The organism is Asticcacaulis biprosthecium C19, from assembly GCF_000204015.1.
GTDB lineage: Bacteria > Pseudomonadota > Alphaproteobacteria > Caulobacterales > Caulobacteraceae > Asticcacaulis > Asticcacaulis biprosthecius.
Map to the genome: position 1 here is coordinate 1496789 of NZ_GL883077.1, position 17936 is coordinate 1514724.

Consider the following 17936-nt stretch of genomic DNA (forward strand, 5'->3'; position numbering starts at 1 on the left):
GTTTAGAAAGACCTGCTGCACCTATGGCGCAAAAGCCGACCATCCTCAGTGAACCGTTCAAGAAGGCGCTGATCCATTCGACCCGCGCTCTGGCGGAAGATGCCGAGCTCGAGGTCGTCTTCGGCTCGGATGGACCGCGTCTGGATGGCCAGAAGCTGATCCTGCCGCACCCGCCGCGCGACCTGGCGCCCAAGTTGGCCCAGCGGGTGCGCGGCCAGGCCGACCGCATGGCGCTGCGCCGTGCCCACCATGACGCCGCCGTCGATGCTCGCGCCAGGCCGCGCGATAGCCTGTCCGGTGAAGCCTTCGATGCCCTGGAAGCGGCGCGACTGGACGCCATTGGCGCCCGCGCCATGGCCGGTGTGCGGCTGAATCTCCAGGCGGCGCTGGAGAACGACCTGGAACGGTCGGGCCTCATGCGCAAGGACGACAAGGCCGACCTGGGCCTGCCCGAGATCCTGGGTCTGATGGCGCGCGAGGCCGTCACGGGCGATCCGGTTCCGGCGTCGGTCCAGCGCGTCGTCAACATGCTGCGCCACGAGATCGCCGACAAGACCGGCGACGGTCTGGAGAAGCTGGCGGCCCTGATTCACGACCAGAAGGCCTTCACCCAGCAGGCGCGCAAGGTGTTGACCGCCCTGGACCTTGTCGATGACAGCCTCGATGCCGAGGAGGAAAAGCAGGACGAGGGCGAGGAGGGCGAAAACGACGGTGACAGCCCCCAGGATGACGCCGAACAGGACGAGCAGCCTGACGAAAGCGAGCAACAGCCTGACCAGCCCGAACCCGACCAGCAAGGCCAGGAACAGGCCCAGGAGGGCGAAGACGATTATACCCAGATGTCGGGCGATCCGCAGATGGCGTCCGAAAGCTCGACCGACGAGGTGCCCGATGGCGAGGCCGGCGAGGCTGATGTCCGCGACGAGCCGCCTTTTGCCGACAAGGTCAAGAAAGATTACGACGTCTATACCCGTCAGTTCGACGAGGTCGTCGCGGCCGAAGACCTGTGCGAGCCCGAGGAACTGGAGCGGCTGCGTGGCTTTTTGAACGCCCAACTGGCCAATATGGCGACGGTGGTGTCGCGTTTGGCCAACAAGCTTCAGCGCAAGTTGATGGCGCAGCAGAGCCGGTCGTGGTCGTTCGACCTCGAAGAAGGCGTGCTGGACGCCGCCAAGCTGACCCGGGTCATCGTTGATCCGTCGGCCCCCTTGTCGTTCAAGCAGGAAAAGGACACCGAATTCCGCGACACGGTGGTGACGCTGTTGCTTGACAATTCGGGTTCGATGCGTGGCCGTCCGATCATGGTGGCCGCCATCTGCGCCGACGTGCTGGCGCGGACGCTGGAACGTTGCGGCGTCAAGGTCGAGATTTTGGGCTTCACCACCAAGGCGTGGAAGGGCGGGCTGTCGCGTGAAAAGTGGGTACGTGAAGGCAAGCCGGCCGGTCCGGGGCGGCTGAACGATCTGCGTCACATCATCTACAAGGCGGCGGATTCGCCGTGGCGCCGGACGCACAAGAATCTGGGCCTGATGATGCGTGAAGGCCTGCTGAAGGAGAATATCGACGGCGAGGCGCTGCAATGGGCGCATTCACGACTGGTCAACCGTCCCGAGCAGCGCAAGATCCTGATGGTGATTTCCGATGGCGCGCCGGTCGATGACTCGACCCTGAGCGTCAACAATGGTCACTATCTCGAAAACCACCTGCGTCGCGTGATTGCCGAAATCGAAGGCGGGCCCAAAAAGCAGGCCGATCGCGTCGAACTGGTCGCCATCGGTATTGGCCACGACGTGACGCGCTACTACAAGCGCGCCCTGACCTTGATCGACGTCGAGCACCTTGCCGGTGGGTTAATGGATAAGCTCACCGAGCTCTTTCAAGAAAAATGACGTGTGGCGCCTAAGCGCCCTTGGCGACCAAGCGTTCCTTGGCGCGTTGCGACGCCTTCTGCGCATCCGCCCAGTTGCGTTCAACGCCGGTGGCGACGGGGGTGCCGCCGGCTTTAGGCCAGATCTTCCATTGGCAGCTATTGGGACCGCGCGGATAAAGACCGATTTCGTATTCTGTAGATTCAGTTTGCATCCACACATGATATCAGCAAGCCACACGGATTACAAACTGAGACCGACCATGAGATGGCTGAACCTGACGATCGCCGCACTTTTGCTGGCCTGGCCTGTCCACGCGGAGTTGCGCCCCTATGGTAGCGAGCGCATCGCGCTCGTGCCCTTGCCAGCCGCCGCCGCCGCCAAGCCGCTGAACGCCAAGGTGCGCTATGCCGGTGGCTATCAGGTCGTTGCTCAAGGCACGTCGCAGGTCATGGGTCTGTCGGACCTGGAGATTGCCGACGGCCAGGTTACGGCGCTGAGCGACCTTGGTGCGGTGGTTCGGTTCCCGCTGGACGGGGGAGCAGCGAAGATCGACCTGCTGCGCGATCGTGACGGCAAGACCTCGATCAACCGCGATTTCAACGACGCTGAAGATCTGGCGACCGGTCCGGACGGTACGCGCTATGTCAGCTTTGAGCGCCTGCATCGCGTCATGGTCTATGCCCCCGGTGCCGCCTGGAGCGCGACACCCACGCAGCTTTCGCTGCCGGGCCTGCCGGCCCTGCCCAACAATGAAGGGCTGGAAGGTCTGGCCTGGCTGGATGGGCAATTGTTGGCGGGCGCGGAGTCGGGTGGGTTCTGGCTGTGTGGCGTGGCAAGGCCGGGCTGCAAGGCCGTAGCCGGGCCGTCGGTGCCGGGCTTTATGTACAAGCTGGTGTCGCTGGCGCCGGTGCCGGGGCGCAGCGACGAAGTTCTGGCGCTGTATCGCTTCTATTCGCCGTTCAGCGGGCCGCGTTCAGTGTTGACCCGGCTACGGTTGACGGACGGCGTGCTGGTCAAGGTCGAGGACATGGCGGCTGTGGCGCCACCCCTCGCCGCCGACAATTACGAAGGCGTGGCGGCGGTGAAGACGGACGCCGGCTACCGTCTGTACGTGATCTCCGACAGCCTGGCCGATGACGGCAAGCCGCGGCTGCTGATGTTTGACTGGACGCTCTAAGGTTTTGTTCCAGGCACAGTATAGCCCTTGGTGGCATCGTCCAGGACGAGAACCCAGTCGGGACCGGTGGGCGGGCTTGTCACCTTCAATGTCGGGCCGGTGTGCTCTCCCATCGGACGGGCAAAGCCGGTGCGCGGATCATACCACCAGGCCTTCACGGTTTTCGCCTTCAGTCGGGTTAGGTCGATGGTGGCCGGACGGTCATTGAGCGGGAAATAGACAAAGGCATAGGTGCCGGCGGCGTCTCGCGTCGCCGTCATATGCAGGTTTCCGCTGTCCTGACCTTCGAGGATCAGGCTGTCGTCGGGAATGCGGTCCAGTTGCGGCCGTGATTCGATCAGGTCGCGCAGAAAGACCATTTGGCGGCCACCCGGGCGGTGCAGGGCGGTCACCCAATCCATCCTGGCGTGGTTGATGACGTCGTTGCGCGGGCCGACCATGCCCCATATCGAATGGTGGCCATAGGTGACGCCGGCCGCGCCGGCAAAGACCGAGCGATAGGTTTGTTTGCGGACATCGTAGTCATCGAAATAGCCGGTGGCAGCGTCCCAGCGCGGCCACGAATTGTAAGGATGGTCCTCGTAGTTGGGTTCCAGATCGAGGGTCGGCTTGGGCTTGGGAAGGGCGAAGTCGTGGGCGACCATCTCCCACACTGGGACGTCGTGGCCGCCGCCATGACCGCTTTGCATGCCGTGGATATCCAGCCAGGCGGCATTGGGCAGGGTGTAGGACGTCCCTTGCGGCCCGCCGCTCGGGTGGTAGGCGATCAGCGGGTCGTGGCCACAGGCTGTGGTAATCCCTTTGGCCATGGCGGCCCAGACGGGGCGATAATCGACGCCGTCGTTCTCAGGTGGCCGATCTCCGCCCAGCATCCACACGATATTGTCACGGCATTTCAAATGCCCGGCGAGGAAGCGGCCATAGGCTTCAGCGCGGGCGGGATCGGAAGGCGGGAAGATCTGTGGGCCCAAGCCCCACATGGCGGTGACCTTGTCACCCCAGGTCGGTAGCAGGGCGACATAGAGACCATCGCTTTCGGCGCGTTCCACCACCTGCGCGACGCGGTCGAAATAGGCCAGGTTGGGTTTGGACGGGTCGCCATCCTGAAACGGCGTCAGGCCATCGGGAGTCGGTTTGCGCAGGCCGTCGACCTCGCCCAACACCACCGTTTGGATGATGGTATAGCCCTGTCGGCTGCGGGTCTTGAGGTAGTAGGCCTGTTCATCCGGTGTCGCGGCGTGGATGAGTTCCCAGGCCGTGTCCCCCAGCCAGAAGAAGGGCTTGCCGTCTGGGGTGACGAAGTAATGGCCATTGGGCGAAACTGACAGAGGCGGTAGCGGCTTGGCCGCAGCGGGGACGGCTAAGGCCGCGAGGATGGCGGCGAGGGCGATCAGGCGCATGGTTCTCTCCCGGTGTTTTGGGCGAGCCTATCCGGAATTACGGCAACAAAAAACCCCGGACCTTGCGGGCCAGGGTTCTTTGTGTGTTCGATCAGAAGTCGGAAACTTAAGCCTTGGCGGCCAGCTTGTCCTTGATCTGCTTCTTCAGGCGACGAGCGCGCAGCGACAGATCGGCGTCGTCGGCCTTGACCAGGAAGGCATCCAGGCCGCCACGAAAGTCGAGCGTGCGCAGGGCAGCGTTCGAAATCTTCAGCCGATAGGCCTGACCCAGCGCTTCGGATTGCAGGGCGGTTTGACGCAGAGACGGCAGGAAGCGGCGCTTCGTCTTGACATTTGAGTGGCTCACGCTGTGGCCGACCATGGGACCGACACCGGTGAGTTCGCAACGACGCGACATGGGTTCTACCTTCGAGTAAAGATAATAGGATGCGGCGGCCAGAGGACCTCGGGCCGCCAAGAGGGCCGTTCCATAACGAAAGCCCGCTGACAGGTCAAGGGCTAAACCACTTTTTTGCTGTCTTGGGCTTCTGTTGCTTATACCTCTCACCGCAAGCGCGCTAGACGATTCACACAAGTCCGCGCAGGTTACCTCTCTCTTTTTCCTCCCCGCTTGTCGGGGAGGGGACCGCTCGAACGAGCGGAGCCCGGAGGGCGCAGTGAGAGAGGTGCGGTGGTGGGGTTTCTTACTTTACTTTCAACAGCTTGACTTTATCCGAGTACGCAAAGATACCCCACCACCATTTCGCTGCGCGTCACTTCGCTACGCTGCGTTTTGCTTCGCTCATGGTCCCCCTCCCCAACAAGTGGGGAGGAAAAAGGAAGTTATTACAAGGCATTATCGTGGGTAGAGAGGTCGAGCGGCTTGTCTGCAAACCCTAGAGCGCACGCGGGGAGGTATCAGCTTAGTGAAAAAGCCCCCGGCACATGGGGCCGGGGGCTGGCTCAATGGTTGCGGCAGAAGCAACTCAGAAGAAGCCCAGTTTCTGCGGGGCATAGGAGACCAGCAGGTTCTTGGTCTGCTGGTAGTGACCCAGCATCATCTTGTGGGTTTCGCGGCCGATACCCGACTGCTTGTAGCCGCCAAACGCCGCGTGCGCCGGGTAGGCATGGTAGCAGTTGGTCCACACACGGCCCGCCTGGATGCCGCGGCCGGCGCGGTAGGCCAGGTTCATGTCGCGCGACCACACTCCGGCGCCCAGACCGTAGACCGTGTCGTTGGCTATTTCGATAGCTTCCTCGACCGTCTTGAAGGTGGTTACCGACACGACCGGGCCAAAGATCTCCTCCTGGAAGACGCGCATCTTGTTGTGGCCTTCGAAGACCGTCGGCTGGATGTAGAAGCCGTCATTGAGGTCGCCGCCCAGCCGGGTGATATCGCCGCCGGTCAGGACCCTGGCGCCTTCATTGCGACCGATTTCGAGATAGCGCCGGATCTTGTCGTACTGCTCCTGTGATGCCTGGGCGCCGATCATTGTGCCCATATCCAGCGGATCGCCCTGGGTGATCGCCTTCACCCGGGCCAGGGCCTTTTCCATAAAGCGGTCGTAGATGGATTCGTGCACAAGGGCGCGCGACGGGCAGGTGCAGACCTCACCCTGGTTCAGGGCGAAGAAGGCGAATCCTTCCAGCGCCTTGTCGAGGAAGGCGTCGTCTTCGGCCATGACGTCAGCGAAGAAAACGTTAGGCGACTTGCCGCCCAGTTCGAGGGTGATGTTGGTCACGTTGTCGGCGGCATAGCGCATGATCTCCTTGCCCACCGCCGTCGAGCCGGTAAAGGCGACCTTGGCGATGCGCGGGCTCTGGGCCAAAGGCTTGCCGGCTTCAATGCCGGTACCGTTGACGATGTTGAGCACGCCGGGCGGCAGCAGATCGTGGATCAGTTCAGCCACCACCAGAATCGAGGCCGGGGTTTGTTCAGCCGGTTTCATGATGACGCAGTTGCCAGCGGCCAGGGCGGGCGCCAGCTTCCAAGCCGCCATCAGGATAGGGAAGTTCCACGGAATGATCTGACCGACGACGCCCAGGGGCTCATGGAAATGATAGGCGACGGTGTCGTTGTCGATCTCGCCGATCGAGCCTTCCTGGGCGCGAATGCAGCCGGCGAAGTAGCGGAAATGGTCGATGGCCAGGGGAATGTCGGCGACCGTGGTTTCACGCAACGGCTTGCCATTGTCCCAGGTTTCGGCCTCGGCGATCAGCGGCAGATTGGCTTCGATACGGTCAGCGATTCTGAGCAGGATGTTGGAGCGTTCGGTCACCGAAGTTCGGCCCCAGGCATCCTTGGCGCGGTGGGCGGCGTCCAGGGCGAGGTCGATATCTTCCGACGTGGAGCGCGGGACTTCGCACAGCTTGCGGCCGTTGACCGGGGACAGGTTGTCCATGTAGCGTCCCAGGACCGGCTCGATCCATTCGCCGCCGATATAGTTGCCATATCGCGTGCGGAATGGGGTGCCGGCGTCGATCAGGCGTTCGAACTTGGTCATCTGTGATCCTCCTGCGGGTCAGTGTGGCGGGTTGCGCCCCGTCCAGCTTGGCCATCAGGCTGCGCCCGAATGGCCTGATCCGGCAACAGCGGCAGGAGGTGCGAGCGGCGGATTGACAGGGTTTTTCGCAGGCTTTGCGCCTGGGTGTCGCGCCCCGCGGCGGTTGTCGCGGTGGTGTCGCAAATTGCGACGGTCGGGGCGTGTGTCCGGATCAATCTTGCTGTGATCCCGCTTGATTTGGCTTGCACCGGCGCGCTTATGGGCATTCAATCGGTTGCAATAATCATAAACCAGGGAGGCGGGACTTGATCCCTGCCCAGCCGTCTCAGATCGAAGCCGCCCGCAAGACCTTCTTTGCGGGTAAGGGCCTGCCTGTCGACCAGATTGGCCATGCCATTCTGCGGTCATGGATTCGTTGCGCCGACATGGGGTTGAACGAGTCCGCCACGCCCGATTTTGCCGCGCCGACGCGATCGGAGCTGAAGGTGCTGCAAGAACGTCATGAAGCTTTGCGCCGGATCTGCCGGCCCGAGTTGGACGCCCTGTATGGCGAGGCACGTGAGCTGGCGGGCATGGTCGTTCTGACCAACGCCAAGGGAGAGATCCTCGATGCCGTGGGAGATCCCGCCTTTGCTGGTCGGGCGGCGGAAGTGGCTTTGCGGCCGGGCGCCCAGTGGAGCGAGGACGGCACTGGCACCAATGCCATCGGAACAGCGATCGCCGAACGCCGTGCCGTCGTGGTCAATGGCGCAGAACATTATTTCCGCGGACATCAGAATTTGAGCTGTGCCGCCACGCCGATCATCGATCCGCGCGGCGCGACCCTGGGCGTGCTGGATATCTCGACACCGTCAACCCTGCCGGCGGGACAGATGCTGGGCATGGTGCGCATGGCGGTGGAGCAGATCGAACACCGGCTGTTTCGCGGTGGCTTCGAAGGCTGCCAGACCCTGCGGTTCCAGACCGATCCGGCGCTTCTCGGCGCCGCGCGCGAGGGCATCCTGGTGTTTCGCGACGGCGTCGTGGTAGCGGCCAACCGGCGCGGCCTGTCCCTGGTCGGGCGCAGTTGGGATGGCCTGGACAGCCTGCATCTGGAAGACCTGTTCGACGCTGCGTCCTTAAGCAGCGGCCCGCTGCATGGGCGTGACGGGCGTGAGTTCGTAGCTCGCCTCGATGATGACGGATTGGCCTCTGTGCCGCTTGCTGTGTCGACGTCGTCGCTCGTGGACCTGGAACTGGCCACCATCCGCAATGCTTTGGCTGTCCACAATGGCAGTGTCAGCGCGGCGGCCCGACAACTGGGTATTCATCGCAGTACGATTTACCGCCGGATGGCGGGACAGTGATCCATTATACCTCCCTGCGCTTGCGTGGGGAGGGGGACCGCTCGAATGAGCCAGGCCGTAGGCCGCCAGTGAGTGAGGTGCGGTGGTGGGGCGACTTTCTTTCGAAACGCCGTGGTCCGCAACTTGGACGGCAAGTCGCCCCACCACCATTTCGCTCCACTTCGCTTTGCTCGTTCCCGCTCATGGTTCCCCTCCCCGCTCGCGGGGAGGTATCAAAAAAGCCTCCCAGGTTTCCCCTGAGAGGCTCTTCTCGTATCCGACAATCGGACGGCTTACGCCGCCTTGGTCAGGTTCTTGTTGAGCAGGGCGACGGCGGCGTCACGGTCGATCTTTTCGATCGCGGCGACTTCGCGGGCCATGCGGTCCAGGGCCGACTCATAGAGTTGGCGCTCGGAATAGGATTGTTCCGGCTGGCTGTCCGAACGGTACAGGTCGCGCACGACCTCGGCCAGCGACACCAGGCAGCCCGAGTTGATCTTGGCTTCATATTCCTGGGCGCGGCGCGACCACATGGTGCGTTTGATACGGGCGCGGCCCTTCAGGGTGACCAGGGCCTGCGACATGACGGCTTCGGCGGCCAGGTGGCGCAGACCGGCGGTCTTGGCCTTTTTGGTCGGGACGCGCAGGGTCATTTTCTCGTGGTCGAAGGTGACGACGAAAACTTCCAGAGCGTAACCAGCCACTTCCTGAGTCTCGACCGCCGCGACGGTGCCGACGCCATGCGCCGGATAGACGACCTTGTCGCCTACGGAAAAATCAAAACGGGAGAGGGTGAGGGTGTCTGCGGACATGTGTACGTCCCTTTCGCTCAAGGTTGTGACCGGACGCGGATGTTAACCATAGTCTCAATAGGGTGTCAGAAGCTGGCAGGCCTGCTCCGGGGAGGGGGCAGACATGTCGAGAGCGCACAAGAAATTAGACCGGGAAGGTAGGTCCTTCTGGTCTCTATGTGCGCGTCATTTCCTGACTAAGACAAGGTTGGCATCCGACCTGCGTCGATGGCGCGTCACAGGCCCGAAGGAGAAGCCCGGTTCTGGACGCATAAAACAAAAGAAGATATGCGCGGATCGTGAAGGCCCCGATTATGTCCGCAAAGACATGGGAGAACCCGTTCGACTCTTGCAATACCGAACTTTATATCACAAATTTGCGACAAGATAAAGGCTCTGTAAGTCACGGGTCTTCGCGACCGCAAACAGGCCGGATTCAACCGTTTACACAGATTGCGCGGTATTTATTTACCGTCTCCGGGCTTTTCGGAGAAATATTTTTCGTACTTGCCGGTTTCGCGTTCATACTCTTCACGGTCGGCGGGCGGTGTACCCTTTTCCGAGATGTTCGGCCAGACTGCGGCATATTTCGTGTTGATTTCCAACCACTTGGTGCCTTCATCCTCGGTGTCGGGCTTGATCGCGTCGACGGGGCATTCCGGCTCGCAGACGCCGCAGTCAATGCACTCATCCGGATTGATAACCAGGAAGTTTTCGCCCTCGTAGAAGCAGTCGACCGGGCACACCTCGACGCAGTCCATGAACTTGCACTTCACGCAGGGGTCGGTGACGATGTAGGTCATAACGGGTAAGCCTTTTTGAACAGGTGCGTCATGCAAACTTAAGGTCCTAATGTCAACCCTATCCCGCTGACGGGAAAGCCATTTGTTCTAAACGGAAGCGTTAGCGCGATAGAGTGTCCGGGCTTCTGCTGCCGGGCCGCGCCGTTCACCGGTATCGAGGATTTCGATGTCGATAAGGCGCGCGCCTAGGGCGAAGATCAGCCGGTCGCCGGGTTTGATGGCCTGCGACGATTTGTCCACCCTGTTAACAAGGCCGAAGCGTTCCAGGCGGACATGGCCTGAGTCGCACATTTGAGCCGACAAGGCGCGCGTCTTGAAGAAGCGGGCGCGCCATAACCAGACGTCAAGACGGACGGATTGTGCGGGTTCGGACATGGGCCCGATATGGTTGGCGGTGGCGGAGTTGTAAAGCTGTCGGTGGTCTGTTCAGAAGCTTTTAAAGGGGAACCACGGAAAGCACGGAAACGCCGCTGCGCGGCGGCACGGAAATACTCGGATTTCCGGTCGTTCACTCTCCCGCGCGAAGCGACTTCTTATTGAGACCCGCAGTAAGGCGCTTCGCGCGGCTCAACGCGAATTTCCGTGTCGACGGCCGAAGGCCGGCGTTTCACCGCCTTCCGTGTTAAATCTTACTTCCTTTACGAAAAAGCCCCGCCGAAGCGGGGCTGATCGGGATCGATCTTCAGGCGCCTATTTGGGTGCCAAAATCATGATCATCTGCTTGCCTTCCATCCGAGGCTCGTATTCGACCTTGGTGGTGGGCTCGAAGTCAGCCTTGACCTTGTTGAGCAGTTTCATGCCCAGTTCCGGGTGCGCCATTTCACGGCCACGGAAACGCAAAGTCACCTTGACCTTGTCGCCTTCCTCGAAGAAGCGGGTCATGGCCTTGGCCTTGACCTCGTAATCGTGGATGTCGATGTTCGGGCGAAGCTTGATTTCCTTGATTTCGACGACCTTCTGCTTCTTGCGAGCTTCGGCCTTTTTCTTCTGCTCTTGGAAGCGGAACTTACCGTAGTCGAGAATCTTGCAGACGGGAGGATCAGCGGTGGGAGAGACCTCGACGAGGTCCAGACCTGCTTCTTCTGCGGCTTCGAGCGCGGAAGAAGTGGGCATGATGCCTTGCTTCTCACCGTTCTGGTCAATCAACAATACGCGCGGGACCTTGATGTCCTGATTGATGCGGGGGCCGTCTTTGGGAGGCGGGGCTTGGATCGGGCGACGAATAGGTCGTTCTCCTACGATAGTTAATGGTAACGGGTGAGGCTCTGAAAGAGTCGCGCGGGATTATGCCGAAAGGCAGGCCCGACCGCAATTCCTAATATGCCGAAACGGTTAAATTTTCAGGAATTGCTCCAGGGCACGATGATCTCGCATCATCCCGCCTTGGCAAGGCCAACTGGCCGACCGAGCTTGCGCGAGGAGCCATGCGGCGTTTGAGCTGAAAAAATGCGAATATCAAGCGTCATTCTTCATGACGGTTGATATTCGCTCGGCTGTTGTATTTGCGCGAAGTTAATATAAGCAGCGCCCGATAGACATCAAGGGTGCGTTCGCACATCACATCCAGGCTGAAGTGTGCCTTGACATGGGTGCGGCCGGCCACGCCCATGTCAAAACGTTGCTCATCCGACAATGCCATGGCGGTCTTCATCGCCTCGGCCCAGGCGTTCGCGTCGCCCGGTTTTACCAGCCAGCCCGTTACCCCGTCGGCCACGGTTTCGACCGTGGCGCCATGAGCGGCGGCCAAAGGCGGGCGCTGCATGGCCTGGGGCTCAACGGCTGTGCGGCCGAAAGCTTCGGGGTCCAGCGATGGTGCCAAGGCGAAGTGGCACATACTGTAGGCGCTGGGCATATCGCTGACGTGGCCGACCAGCTTGACCTGGTCCTGAAGGCTATGGGTATCGATCAGCTTTTCGAGTTCGGCGCGGTACTCGGTGCGGCCTTGGTCGTCGCCGGCGATCAGGATGAGGAAGTCGGTTGTGCCCTGTTGTTTCAGCAGGTTGGCCGCTTCGATGATCAAAACCTGGCCCTTCCAACGCGTCAGGCGTGCCGCCAGCAGAAAGCGGTTGCGCGTGTCGTTATCGCCGGTGCCCCAGGCCTCGTCCAGCTTCATGATCTTTCGGACGTCGAAGCCTTCCGGATCAAAGCGCAGCAGATCCACGCCGCGCGGGATGCTGATCACGCGTTCGGGCAGGGCATGGCTGTAGGTCTTCAGGATGTGGTCGCGGGTATAGTCCGAATTGGCGATCGTCATGTCGGCGCGCGTCATCTGGCTATTGTACCAGCGCTTCAGGCCCGATCTAGCGTTGTAGATGCCATGGTAGGTGGCGACGCTGCGGATCTTTTCGGCGCGGGCGGCGCCGATGGCGGCCATGGCCGGTGCGCGCGACCGGACATGGACGATGTCGACCTTTTCGCGCCGGATCAGGTTACGCAGAGCCGAATAGTTCTTGAGTTGTGTGAACGGGTTCTTGCTGTGGACCGGCATCAGCACGACGGTGGCACCAGCCTTTCGCAGGCTATCGACCAGCCGCCCGCCCTTGGTGGCGACGATCGAGCGGCCGCCGGCCTTCAGGATGGCGGCGCTGACGTCGAGTACGGTCTGTTCGACGCCGCCGGTATCCAGTTCGGGGACGACCTGCAAGACGCAGCCAGTGAAGGAGGAGGTGGTCATAATGCCTTGTGTGCCGTCTCCGGGCGTTTTAAGTCAAGACCATGTTGACTCCTTCCTTTTTTGATACGCCCTCTTTTCTTGAGTCGTCTGGGGGCGACCGCATCGCCTATCGTCATCTGCGCGGTGACGGCCCGACCATCCTGTGGCTGGGCGGCTTCCTGTCCGACATGAACGGAAACAAGATTGCCGCAATCAGTACCGTGGCGGCGGCGCGCGGCTGGGATTTTCTTTGTTTCGACTATTTTGCCCACGGTGAGACCGGTGGCGCCTTCGAAGAGGCCCGGGTCGGTAGGTGGCGTGACAATGTCCTGGCCGTGGCGGATAGCCTGACGCAAGGGCCGGTGGTGGCGGTGGGCTCCAGCATGGGCGGGCATATGCTGTCGTTGCTGATCCGTGAACGCCCTGGCAAGGTGCAGGCGGCGGGTTTCCTCGCACCGGCCGCGGATTTCGCCACTAAGTTGATGCTTCCCTCCCTGTCACCGGAGGACAGACAGCAGTTGGAAGCCACAGGCGTCCATATGATGCCGGGTTATGATCGGCCGGTGCCGTTGAGCCAGGCGTTTTTTGATGAGGCCGCAGGGCATGAGGTGCTGAATGCGCCGATCGCTTTCGATGGCCCTGTGCGTGTTCTGCACGGCATGAAAGATGCTCTGGTGCCGTGGCAGCATGGCGTGCGGTTGGCTGAGGCCTTCTCGACATCAGACGCGCAGATCCGGCTGGTCAAGGATGGCGATCACCGGTTGTCGCGTGAGCAGGACCTGGCCTTGTTGGTGCAGATGGTTGGCGAATTGCGGGCAGATTGACATTTTAGAGTAAATTTGTCATGTTGCATCAGAATTGACGATTTGGTGCTGACATGTCCAAGGCATATTCTTTTGGGCCGGGTTTTGATGAGACCCCCTTTACGCCATCAAGCCATTTTCCTGTGCAGATAGGTCCTGATGGCCGGATTCTGATCCCTGTCGAAATACGGCGCGCCATGATGATCGGCGAAGATCGCCGGCTGACCGGAGAACTGGTCGATGGCGAACTGAGGCTGATCTCACCGGCCATGGCCTTGAAAAAGTTGCAGGATATGATCCAGGCCGTCGATACCGGCACGGGCTCGATCGTCGATGAACTGATCGCCGATCGGCGCGCCGAGGCCGCGCGGGAATGACGGCAGTCTTGGATTCGTCCGCGGTCCTGGCGATGCTATGGCGGGAGAAGGGCTGCGACATTGTCGAGACCTATCTCCCGGAAGCCCTGATCAGCAGTATCAACCTGGCTGAAGTCTATACCAAATGCACCGAGCGCGGCATTGATCCCGACGCCGTCGCTGCGGTCGTGGCGAAGCTGCCCGTGACGGTCGTCGATTTCAGCGCGCCCCAGGCCTTGCTGGCCGGCAAGCTGCGCCCGCAAACGAAGGCTCTGGGGTTGTCGCTGGGCGACCGTGCCTGTCTGGCCGTGGCGATGATGGAACGGGCGACGGTGGTGACGGCCGATAAGCCATGGGCCAATGTCGGCCTGAATCTGAAAATCGTCGTCATCCGCTAAGCCAGCGCCCTCAGGCCTTCGCGGTAGGTCGGATAGCGCGGGAACCAACCCAGTTCAGCCTTGGCGCGGGCGTTCGACACGCGTTTGTTGTCACGGTAAAACCGCTGCATAGCCGGATATCGCGGATCGTCCCACGCGGTCGGGTCGGGCAGGGGCAGGCCGGTCAGTTGCGCGGCATACGCCAGCACCTGGTCCGCCGGGGCTGGTTCATCGTCGCACAGGTTATAGGCGCCACCAGGGCGCGGGCGGTTAAGGCTGGCCACCAGGGCACTCGCGCAGTCGTCGTGGTGAAGGCGGGAAAAAACGTGCCCTGGCTTGTGGATGCGCCGGGCGGTGCCGTCCCTCAGTCGCTCGACGACATTGCGGCCGGGACCGTAAAGGCCGGGCAGGCGGAAGACCTGGGCGCCAGCCGACAACCACTGGCTCTCGGCGAGTACGCGGCGCCGGCCTTCGGCGGAGGTCGGGCAAAGTTCGCTATCTTCCCACACCCAGCCGCCGTCACGGTCGCCGTAGACGCCGGTGGTCGAGAGGTAGCCGATCCATTGGCCGCTGCGCACAGGTTGCAGGGCGGCGAAGGCGGGACAGCCGTCGTCGCCGGGCGCCGGCGTAATCAGGACGGCGTCGGCGGCTTCGAAGGCCGAGCGGCTGTCGGCGGGATCGATGGCGATTACACCCTGGCTCTGGAGCCTGGCGCGCTTTTCTGGATCACGGGCGGTGGCGGTAATCCGGGCACCCGGCACGGCAAAGGTAAGGGCTTTGGCAAAGGCCTCACCGATGAAGCCATAACCGAAGACGAGCAGATTCACTCGACGCCGGCGCTGTCGGTGACTTCGGCGACGACGGAGGATACGGTCGCGCTCTCGGTGGCCTGTTCGGCGCGTCGCGCGGCCTTGTCCGCCGCCTCACGCTTCAGGCGGGCGTCGCGTTCCTTGACCATGCGGTAGTAGTCGGGAAGTTGCTCGGCGTGGCCGAACGGTGGCGGCGAGCGCGTGCCCAGGCCCTGCGGCCACGACATGGCAAACGCGATCATGGCGATCGCGATGACGGCAGCCAGGGGGTAGAAAATCTTGTCATCCAGCAACTTCATGCCGGTTTTATAGTCAGATTGTGCGGCGCACGCCAGCGATTTTAGACCTGCGCACTTGTGTGACGTGAATGCCACACCATATCCCGTGACGTGGCGGTTGCTTGTTTGAAAAGGGCCGCTCCAATCATCCGCCGACAGGGGAGCCCCTTATGAATATCGAGAAATATTCCGAAAAAACCCAAAAGCTTATCCAAAGCGCCCAGAGCCTGGCCCAGGCCAGCAGCCACCAGTATTTTACCCCGGTCCATGTGCTGAAGGCCCTGACCGAAGACAAGGACGGGCTCAGTTCGCGTCTGGTCGCCCTGGCCGGCGGCAATGCCGACGCCTTTGCCGGCGCCGTCGATGCGGCGTTTAACAAGATCCCGTCGGTCAGCGGCGGCAATACCCAGCTCTATATGAACAACGACACCGCCAAGCTGTTCAATGAGGCGGAAACCGAGGCGCAAAAGGCGGGGGACAGTTTTGTCACGGCTGACCGCCTGCTGGTCGCCGCGCTGAACACCGGCGACGGCGCCGCGGTGCTCAAGGCGGCCAATCTTAATCTGAAGACGCTCAAGGAAGCGCAGACGGCGTTCCGTAAGGGCAAGACCGCCGATACGGCGTCGGCTGAGAACGGCTTCGATGCTCTGAAGAAATACGCCCGCGACCTGACCGAAGCCGCCGAAAGCGGCAAGATCGACCCGGTGATCGGCCGCGACGAGGAAATTCGCCGCACCATTCAGGTGCTGGCCCGCCGTACCAAGAACAATCCGGTGCTCATCGGCGAACCCGGCGTCGGCAAGACCGCCATCGTCGAGGGGCTGGCCCAGCGTATCGTCAACGGCGACGTGCCGGAATCGCTGAAGAACAAAAAACTCTTCTCGCTCGATATGGGCGCCCTGATCGCGGGCGCCAAGTATCGCGGCGAATTCGAAGAGCGACTGAAGGCCGTTCTGAATGAGGTGACCGCGGCCGAGGGCGAAATCGTCCTGTTCATCGACGAGATGCACACCCTGGTCGGTGCCGGCAAGGCGGACGGCGCCATGGATGCGTCCAACCTGTTAAAGCCGGCTCTGGCGCGCGGTGAGTTGCACTGCGTCGGCGCCACGACCCTGGACGAGTATCGCAAGCACGTCGAGAAGGACGCGGCCCTGGCGCGGCGTTTCCAGCCGGTGTTTGTCTCCGAGCCGACGGTCGAGGACACCATCTCGATCCTGCGCGGCCTGAAGGAAAAGTACGAGGTTCACCATGGCGTGCGGATTTCCGACTCGGCGATCGTGTCGGCGGCGACCCTGTCGAACCGCTACATTGCCGACCGCTTCCTGCCGGACAAGGCGATCGACCTGATCGACGAAGCCGCGTCGCGCGTGCGTATGGCGGTCGACTCCAAGCCGGAAGAGCTGGATGAGTTGGATCGGCGTGTCGTGCAGTTGAAGATCGAGCGTGAAGCGCTGAACAAGGAGACCGATGCGGCGTCGCGGACGCGGCTCGACAAGCTGACCGACGAACTGGAGGACCTGGAAGTCAAGTCGATGGACCTGACGACCAAATGGAAGGCCGAAAAAGACAAGGTCGGTTCGGCGGCGCGGGCGCGTGAAGCGCTGGACCGGGCGCGGATAGAGCTCGCCAATGCCCAGCGCGGCGGCGACCTGCAGAAGGCGTCGGAGATCCTGTATGGCCGCATCCCGGCTTTGGAAAAGGAACTGGCCAAGGCCGAGGTCGCGTCGCAGGAAACGCCGCTGACACCAGAAGTGGTCGATGCCTCACAGATCGCCCAGGTGGTGTCGCGCTGGACCGGGATTCCGGTCGACAAGATGCTGGAAGGCGAGCGCGACAAGCTGCTGCGTATGGAGGACCAATTACGCAAGCGCGTCGTCGGTCAGGATGAAGCTCTGGCGGCGGTGTCGGATGCGGTCCGTCGGGCGCGGGCAGGGTTGAAGGATCCCAACCGGCCGATCGGTTCGTTCCTGTTCCTGGGGCCGACGGGCGTCGGCAAGACCGAGCTCAACAAGGCCCTGGCGGAATTTCTGTTCGACGACGAGACGGCGATTACGCGCTTGGACATGTCGGAATATATGGAGAAGCACTCCGTGTCGCGGATGATCGGCGCGCCTCCGGGTTATGTCGGTTATGATGAGGGCGGGGCCCTGACCGAAGCTGTGCGGCGTCGGCCGTATCAGGTGGTCTTGTTCGACGAAGTCGAAAAAGCGCACCCGGATGTGTTCAATGTGCTGTTGCAGGTTCTGGATGACGGGCGTCTGACCGATGGTCAGGGACGGGTTGTCGATTTCCGCAACACGCTGATCGTGATGACCTCAAACCTGGGCTCGGACGTGCTCGTCAATATGGATGAGGCCACATCGATCGAGACGGTGCGGCCTCTGGTAATGGAAGCGGTCCGGCGGCATTTCCGGCCGGAGTTCCTCAACCGGGTCGATGAAATGATCCTGTTCCATCGTCTGGACAAGGTCCACATGCACGACATCGTGCGGATCCAGCTCAAGGGCCTGGAGAAGCTGATGGCCGACCGTGAAATGACCTTGAGCATCGACGATGCGGCGCTGAACTACCTGGCCGACAAGGGCTTTGACCCGGCCTACGGGGCGCGGCCGCTGAAGCGGGTGATCCAGAAGACCCTGGTCGATGGGATTGCGCGCAAGATCCTGGCCGGGGAGTTCGGCGATGGCGACGTGATCCAGGTCGGGTTTGACGGGGAGGCGCTGCAGATCGGGCGGCCGACTGTGAACTAGTAACGGGGCGTGGGGCCCGTGGCCCCACATTCTTTCCTATTCCTTCCCTAAGCCCTCGCC

The 17936-nt window shown here is 61.9% G+C and carries 18 protein-coding genes; 7 read left to right on the forward strand and 11 right to left on the reverse strand.

The window, feature by feature from the left end; translation table 11 throughout:
* Positions 1 to 23 precede the first annotated feature (23 nt).
* Positions 24 to 1889, forward strand: a complete 1866-nt coding sequence (gene cobT / locus ABI_RS07140; RefSeq protein ID WP_006272216.1) for a cobaltochelatase subunit CobT — start codon at positions 24 to 26, stop codon at positions 1887 to 1889.
* A 10-nt stretch (positions 1890 to 1899) separates the two neighbouring features.
* On the opposite strand, the gene ABI_RS07145 is transcribed toward cobT, so the two are convergent.
* Positions 1900 to 2082, reverse strand: coding sequence for a hypothetical protein (locus ABI_RS07145; RefSeq protein WP_006272217.1), 183 nt, complete (start codon positions 2080 to 2082; stop codon positions 1900 to 1902).
* 48 nt (positions 2083 to 2130) lie between these two features.
* Between ABI_RS07145 and ABI_RS07150 the strand changes: the two genes are divergently transcribed.
* Positions 2131 to 3048 (forward strand): esterase-like activity of phytase family protein, encoded by a 918-nt coding sequence (locus tag ABI_RS07150; RefSeq protein WP_006272218.1) that lies wholly within the window; start codon positions 2131 to 2133, stop codon positions 3046 to 3048.
* Here the strand turns inward: ABI_RS07150 and ABI_RS07155 are convergent.
* The 3 genes from ABI_RS07155 to exaC all read right to left on the reverse strand — a co-directional run bounded on the left by ABI_RS07155 (position 3045) and on the right by exaC (position 6931).
* Positions 3045 to 4448: a glycoside hydrolase family 140 protein gene (locus tag ABI_RS07155; protein ID WP_006272219.1), complete on the reverse strand. Its 1404-nt coding sequence runs from the start codon at positions 4446 to 4448 to the stop codon at positions 3045 to 3047. The genes ABI_RS07150 and ABI_RS07155 overlap by 4 nt on opposite strands.
* A 106-nt stretch (positions 4449 to 4554) precedes the next feature.
* Complete coding sequence (gene rpmB, locus ABI_RS07160; protein WP_006272220.1) at positions 4555 to 4845, reverse strand: 50S ribosomal protein L28; 291 nt, start codon at positions 4843 to 4845, stop codon at positions 4555 to 4557.
* A 568-nt stretch (positions 4846 to 5413) separates the two neighbouring features.
* On the reverse strand, positions 5414 to 6931 hold the full coding sequence (gene exaC, locus ABI_RS07165; RefSeq protein ID WP_006272221.1) for an acetaldehyde dehydrogenase ExaC: 1518 nt from the start codon (positions 6929 to 6931) through the stop codon (positions 5414 to 5416).
* A 305-nt stretch (positions 6932 to 7236) separates the two neighbouring features.
* Between exaC and ABI_RS07170 the strand changes: the two genes are divergently transcribed.
* Positions 7237 to 8277, forward strand: a complete 1041-nt coding sequence (locus ABI_RS07170; protein WP_006272222.1) for a sigma-54-dependent Fis family transcriptional regulator — start codon at positions 7237 to 7239, stop codon at positions 8275 to 8277.
* Between the two features lie 272 nt (positions 8278 to 8549).
* Here the strand turns inward: ABI_RS07170 and ABI_RS07175 are convergent, their stop codons facing one another.
* The 5 genes from ABI_RS07175 to ABI_RS07195 all read right to left on the reverse strand — a co-directional run bounded on the left by ABI_RS07175 (position 8550) and on the right by ABI_RS07195 (position 12524).
* On the reverse strand, positions 8550 to 9068 hold the full coding sequence (locus tag ABI_RS07175; protein WP_006272223.1) for a CarD family transcriptional regulator: 519 nt from the start codon (positions 9066 to 9068) through the stop codon (positions 8550 to 8552).
* A 443-nt stretch (positions 9069 to 9511) separates the two neighbouring features.
* Positions 9512 to 9850, reverse strand: coding sequence for a ferredoxin FdxA (fdxA, locus tag ABI_RS07180; protein WP_006272224.1), 339 nt, complete (start codon positions 9848 to 9850; stop codon positions 9512 to 9514).
* Between the two features lie 87 nt (positions 9851 to 9937).
* Positions 9938 to 10225 (reverse strand): RNA-binding S4 domain-containing protein, encoded by a 288-nt coding sequence (locus tag ABI_RS07185; RefSeq protein ID WP_006272225.1) that lies wholly within the window; start codon positions 10223 to 10225, stop codon positions 9938 to 9940.
* Between the two features lie 315 nt (positions 10226 to 10540).
* A complete protein-coding gene (gene infC, locus ABI_RS07190) occupies positions 10541 to 11062 on the reverse strand; it encodes a translation initiation factor IF-3 (protein ID WP_031234966.1) in 522 nt (173 codons plus the stop codon).
* Positions 11063 to 11312: 250 nt separating this feature from the next.
* The gene (locus ABI_RS07195) at positions 11313 to 12524 is read right to left on the reverse strand and encodes a glycosyltransferase family 4 protein (protein ID WP_050808214.1); all 1212 of its coding nucleotides are present in this window, start codon (positions 12522 to 12524) and stop codon (positions 11313 to 11315) included.
* Positions 12525 to 12565: 41 nt separating this feature from the next.
* Between ABI_RS07195 and ABI_RS07200 the strand changes: the two genes are divergently transcribed.
* The 3 genes from ABI_RS07200 to ABI_RS07210 all read left to right on the forward strand — a co-directional run bounded on the left by ABI_RS07200 (position 12566) and on the right by ABI_RS07210 (position 14060).
* Positions 12566 to 13327, forward strand: a complete 762-nt coding sequence (locus ABI_RS07200) for an alpha/beta hydrolase (protein ID WP_006272228.1) — start codon at positions 12566 to 12568, stop codon at positions 13325 to 13327.
* A 122-nt stretch (positions 13328 to 13449) separates the two neighbouring features.
* Entirely contained in the window at positions 13450 to 13683 is a 234-nt protein-coding gene (locus tag ABI_RS07205; RefSeq protein ID WP_157138738.1) for an AbrB/MazE/SpoVT family DNA-binding domain-containing protein, read from the forward strand.
* 8 nt (positions 13684 to 13691) lie between these two features.
* Positions 13692 to 14060, forward strand: a complete 369-nt coding sequence (locus tag ABI_RS07210; protein WP_157138739.1) for a type II toxin-antitoxin system VapC family toxin — start codon at positions 13692 to 13694, stop codon at positions 14058 to 14060.
* On the opposite strand, the gene ABI_RS07215 is transcribed toward ABI_RS07210, so the two are convergent.
* Both ABI_RS07215 and ABI_RS07220 read right to left on the reverse strand, forming a co-directional pair.
* A complete protein-coding gene (locus ABI_RS07215) occupies positions 14057 to 14866 on the reverse strand; it encodes an SDR family oxidoreductase (RefSeq protein ID WP_006272231.1) in 810 nt (269 codons plus the stop codon). The genes ABI_RS07210 and ABI_RS07215 overlap by 4 nt on opposite strands.
* Positions 14863 to 15147: a hypothetical protein gene (locus ABI_RS07220; protein ID WP_006272232.1), complete on the reverse strand. Its 285-nt coding sequence runs from the start codon at positions 15145 to 15147 to the stop codon at positions 14863 to 14865. Before ABI_RS07220 ends, ABI_RS07215 begins: the two co-directional genes overlap by 4 nt.
* A gap of 149 nt (positions 15148 to 15296) precedes the next feature.
* Between ABI_RS07220 and clpB the strand changes: the two genes are divergently transcribed.
* Entirely contained in the window at positions 15297 to 17876 is a 2580-nt protein-coding gene (gene clpB / locus ABI_RS07225) for an ATP-dependent chaperone ClpB (protein ID WP_006272233.1), read from the forward strand.
* Positions 17877 to 17936 lie beyond the last annotated feature (60 nt).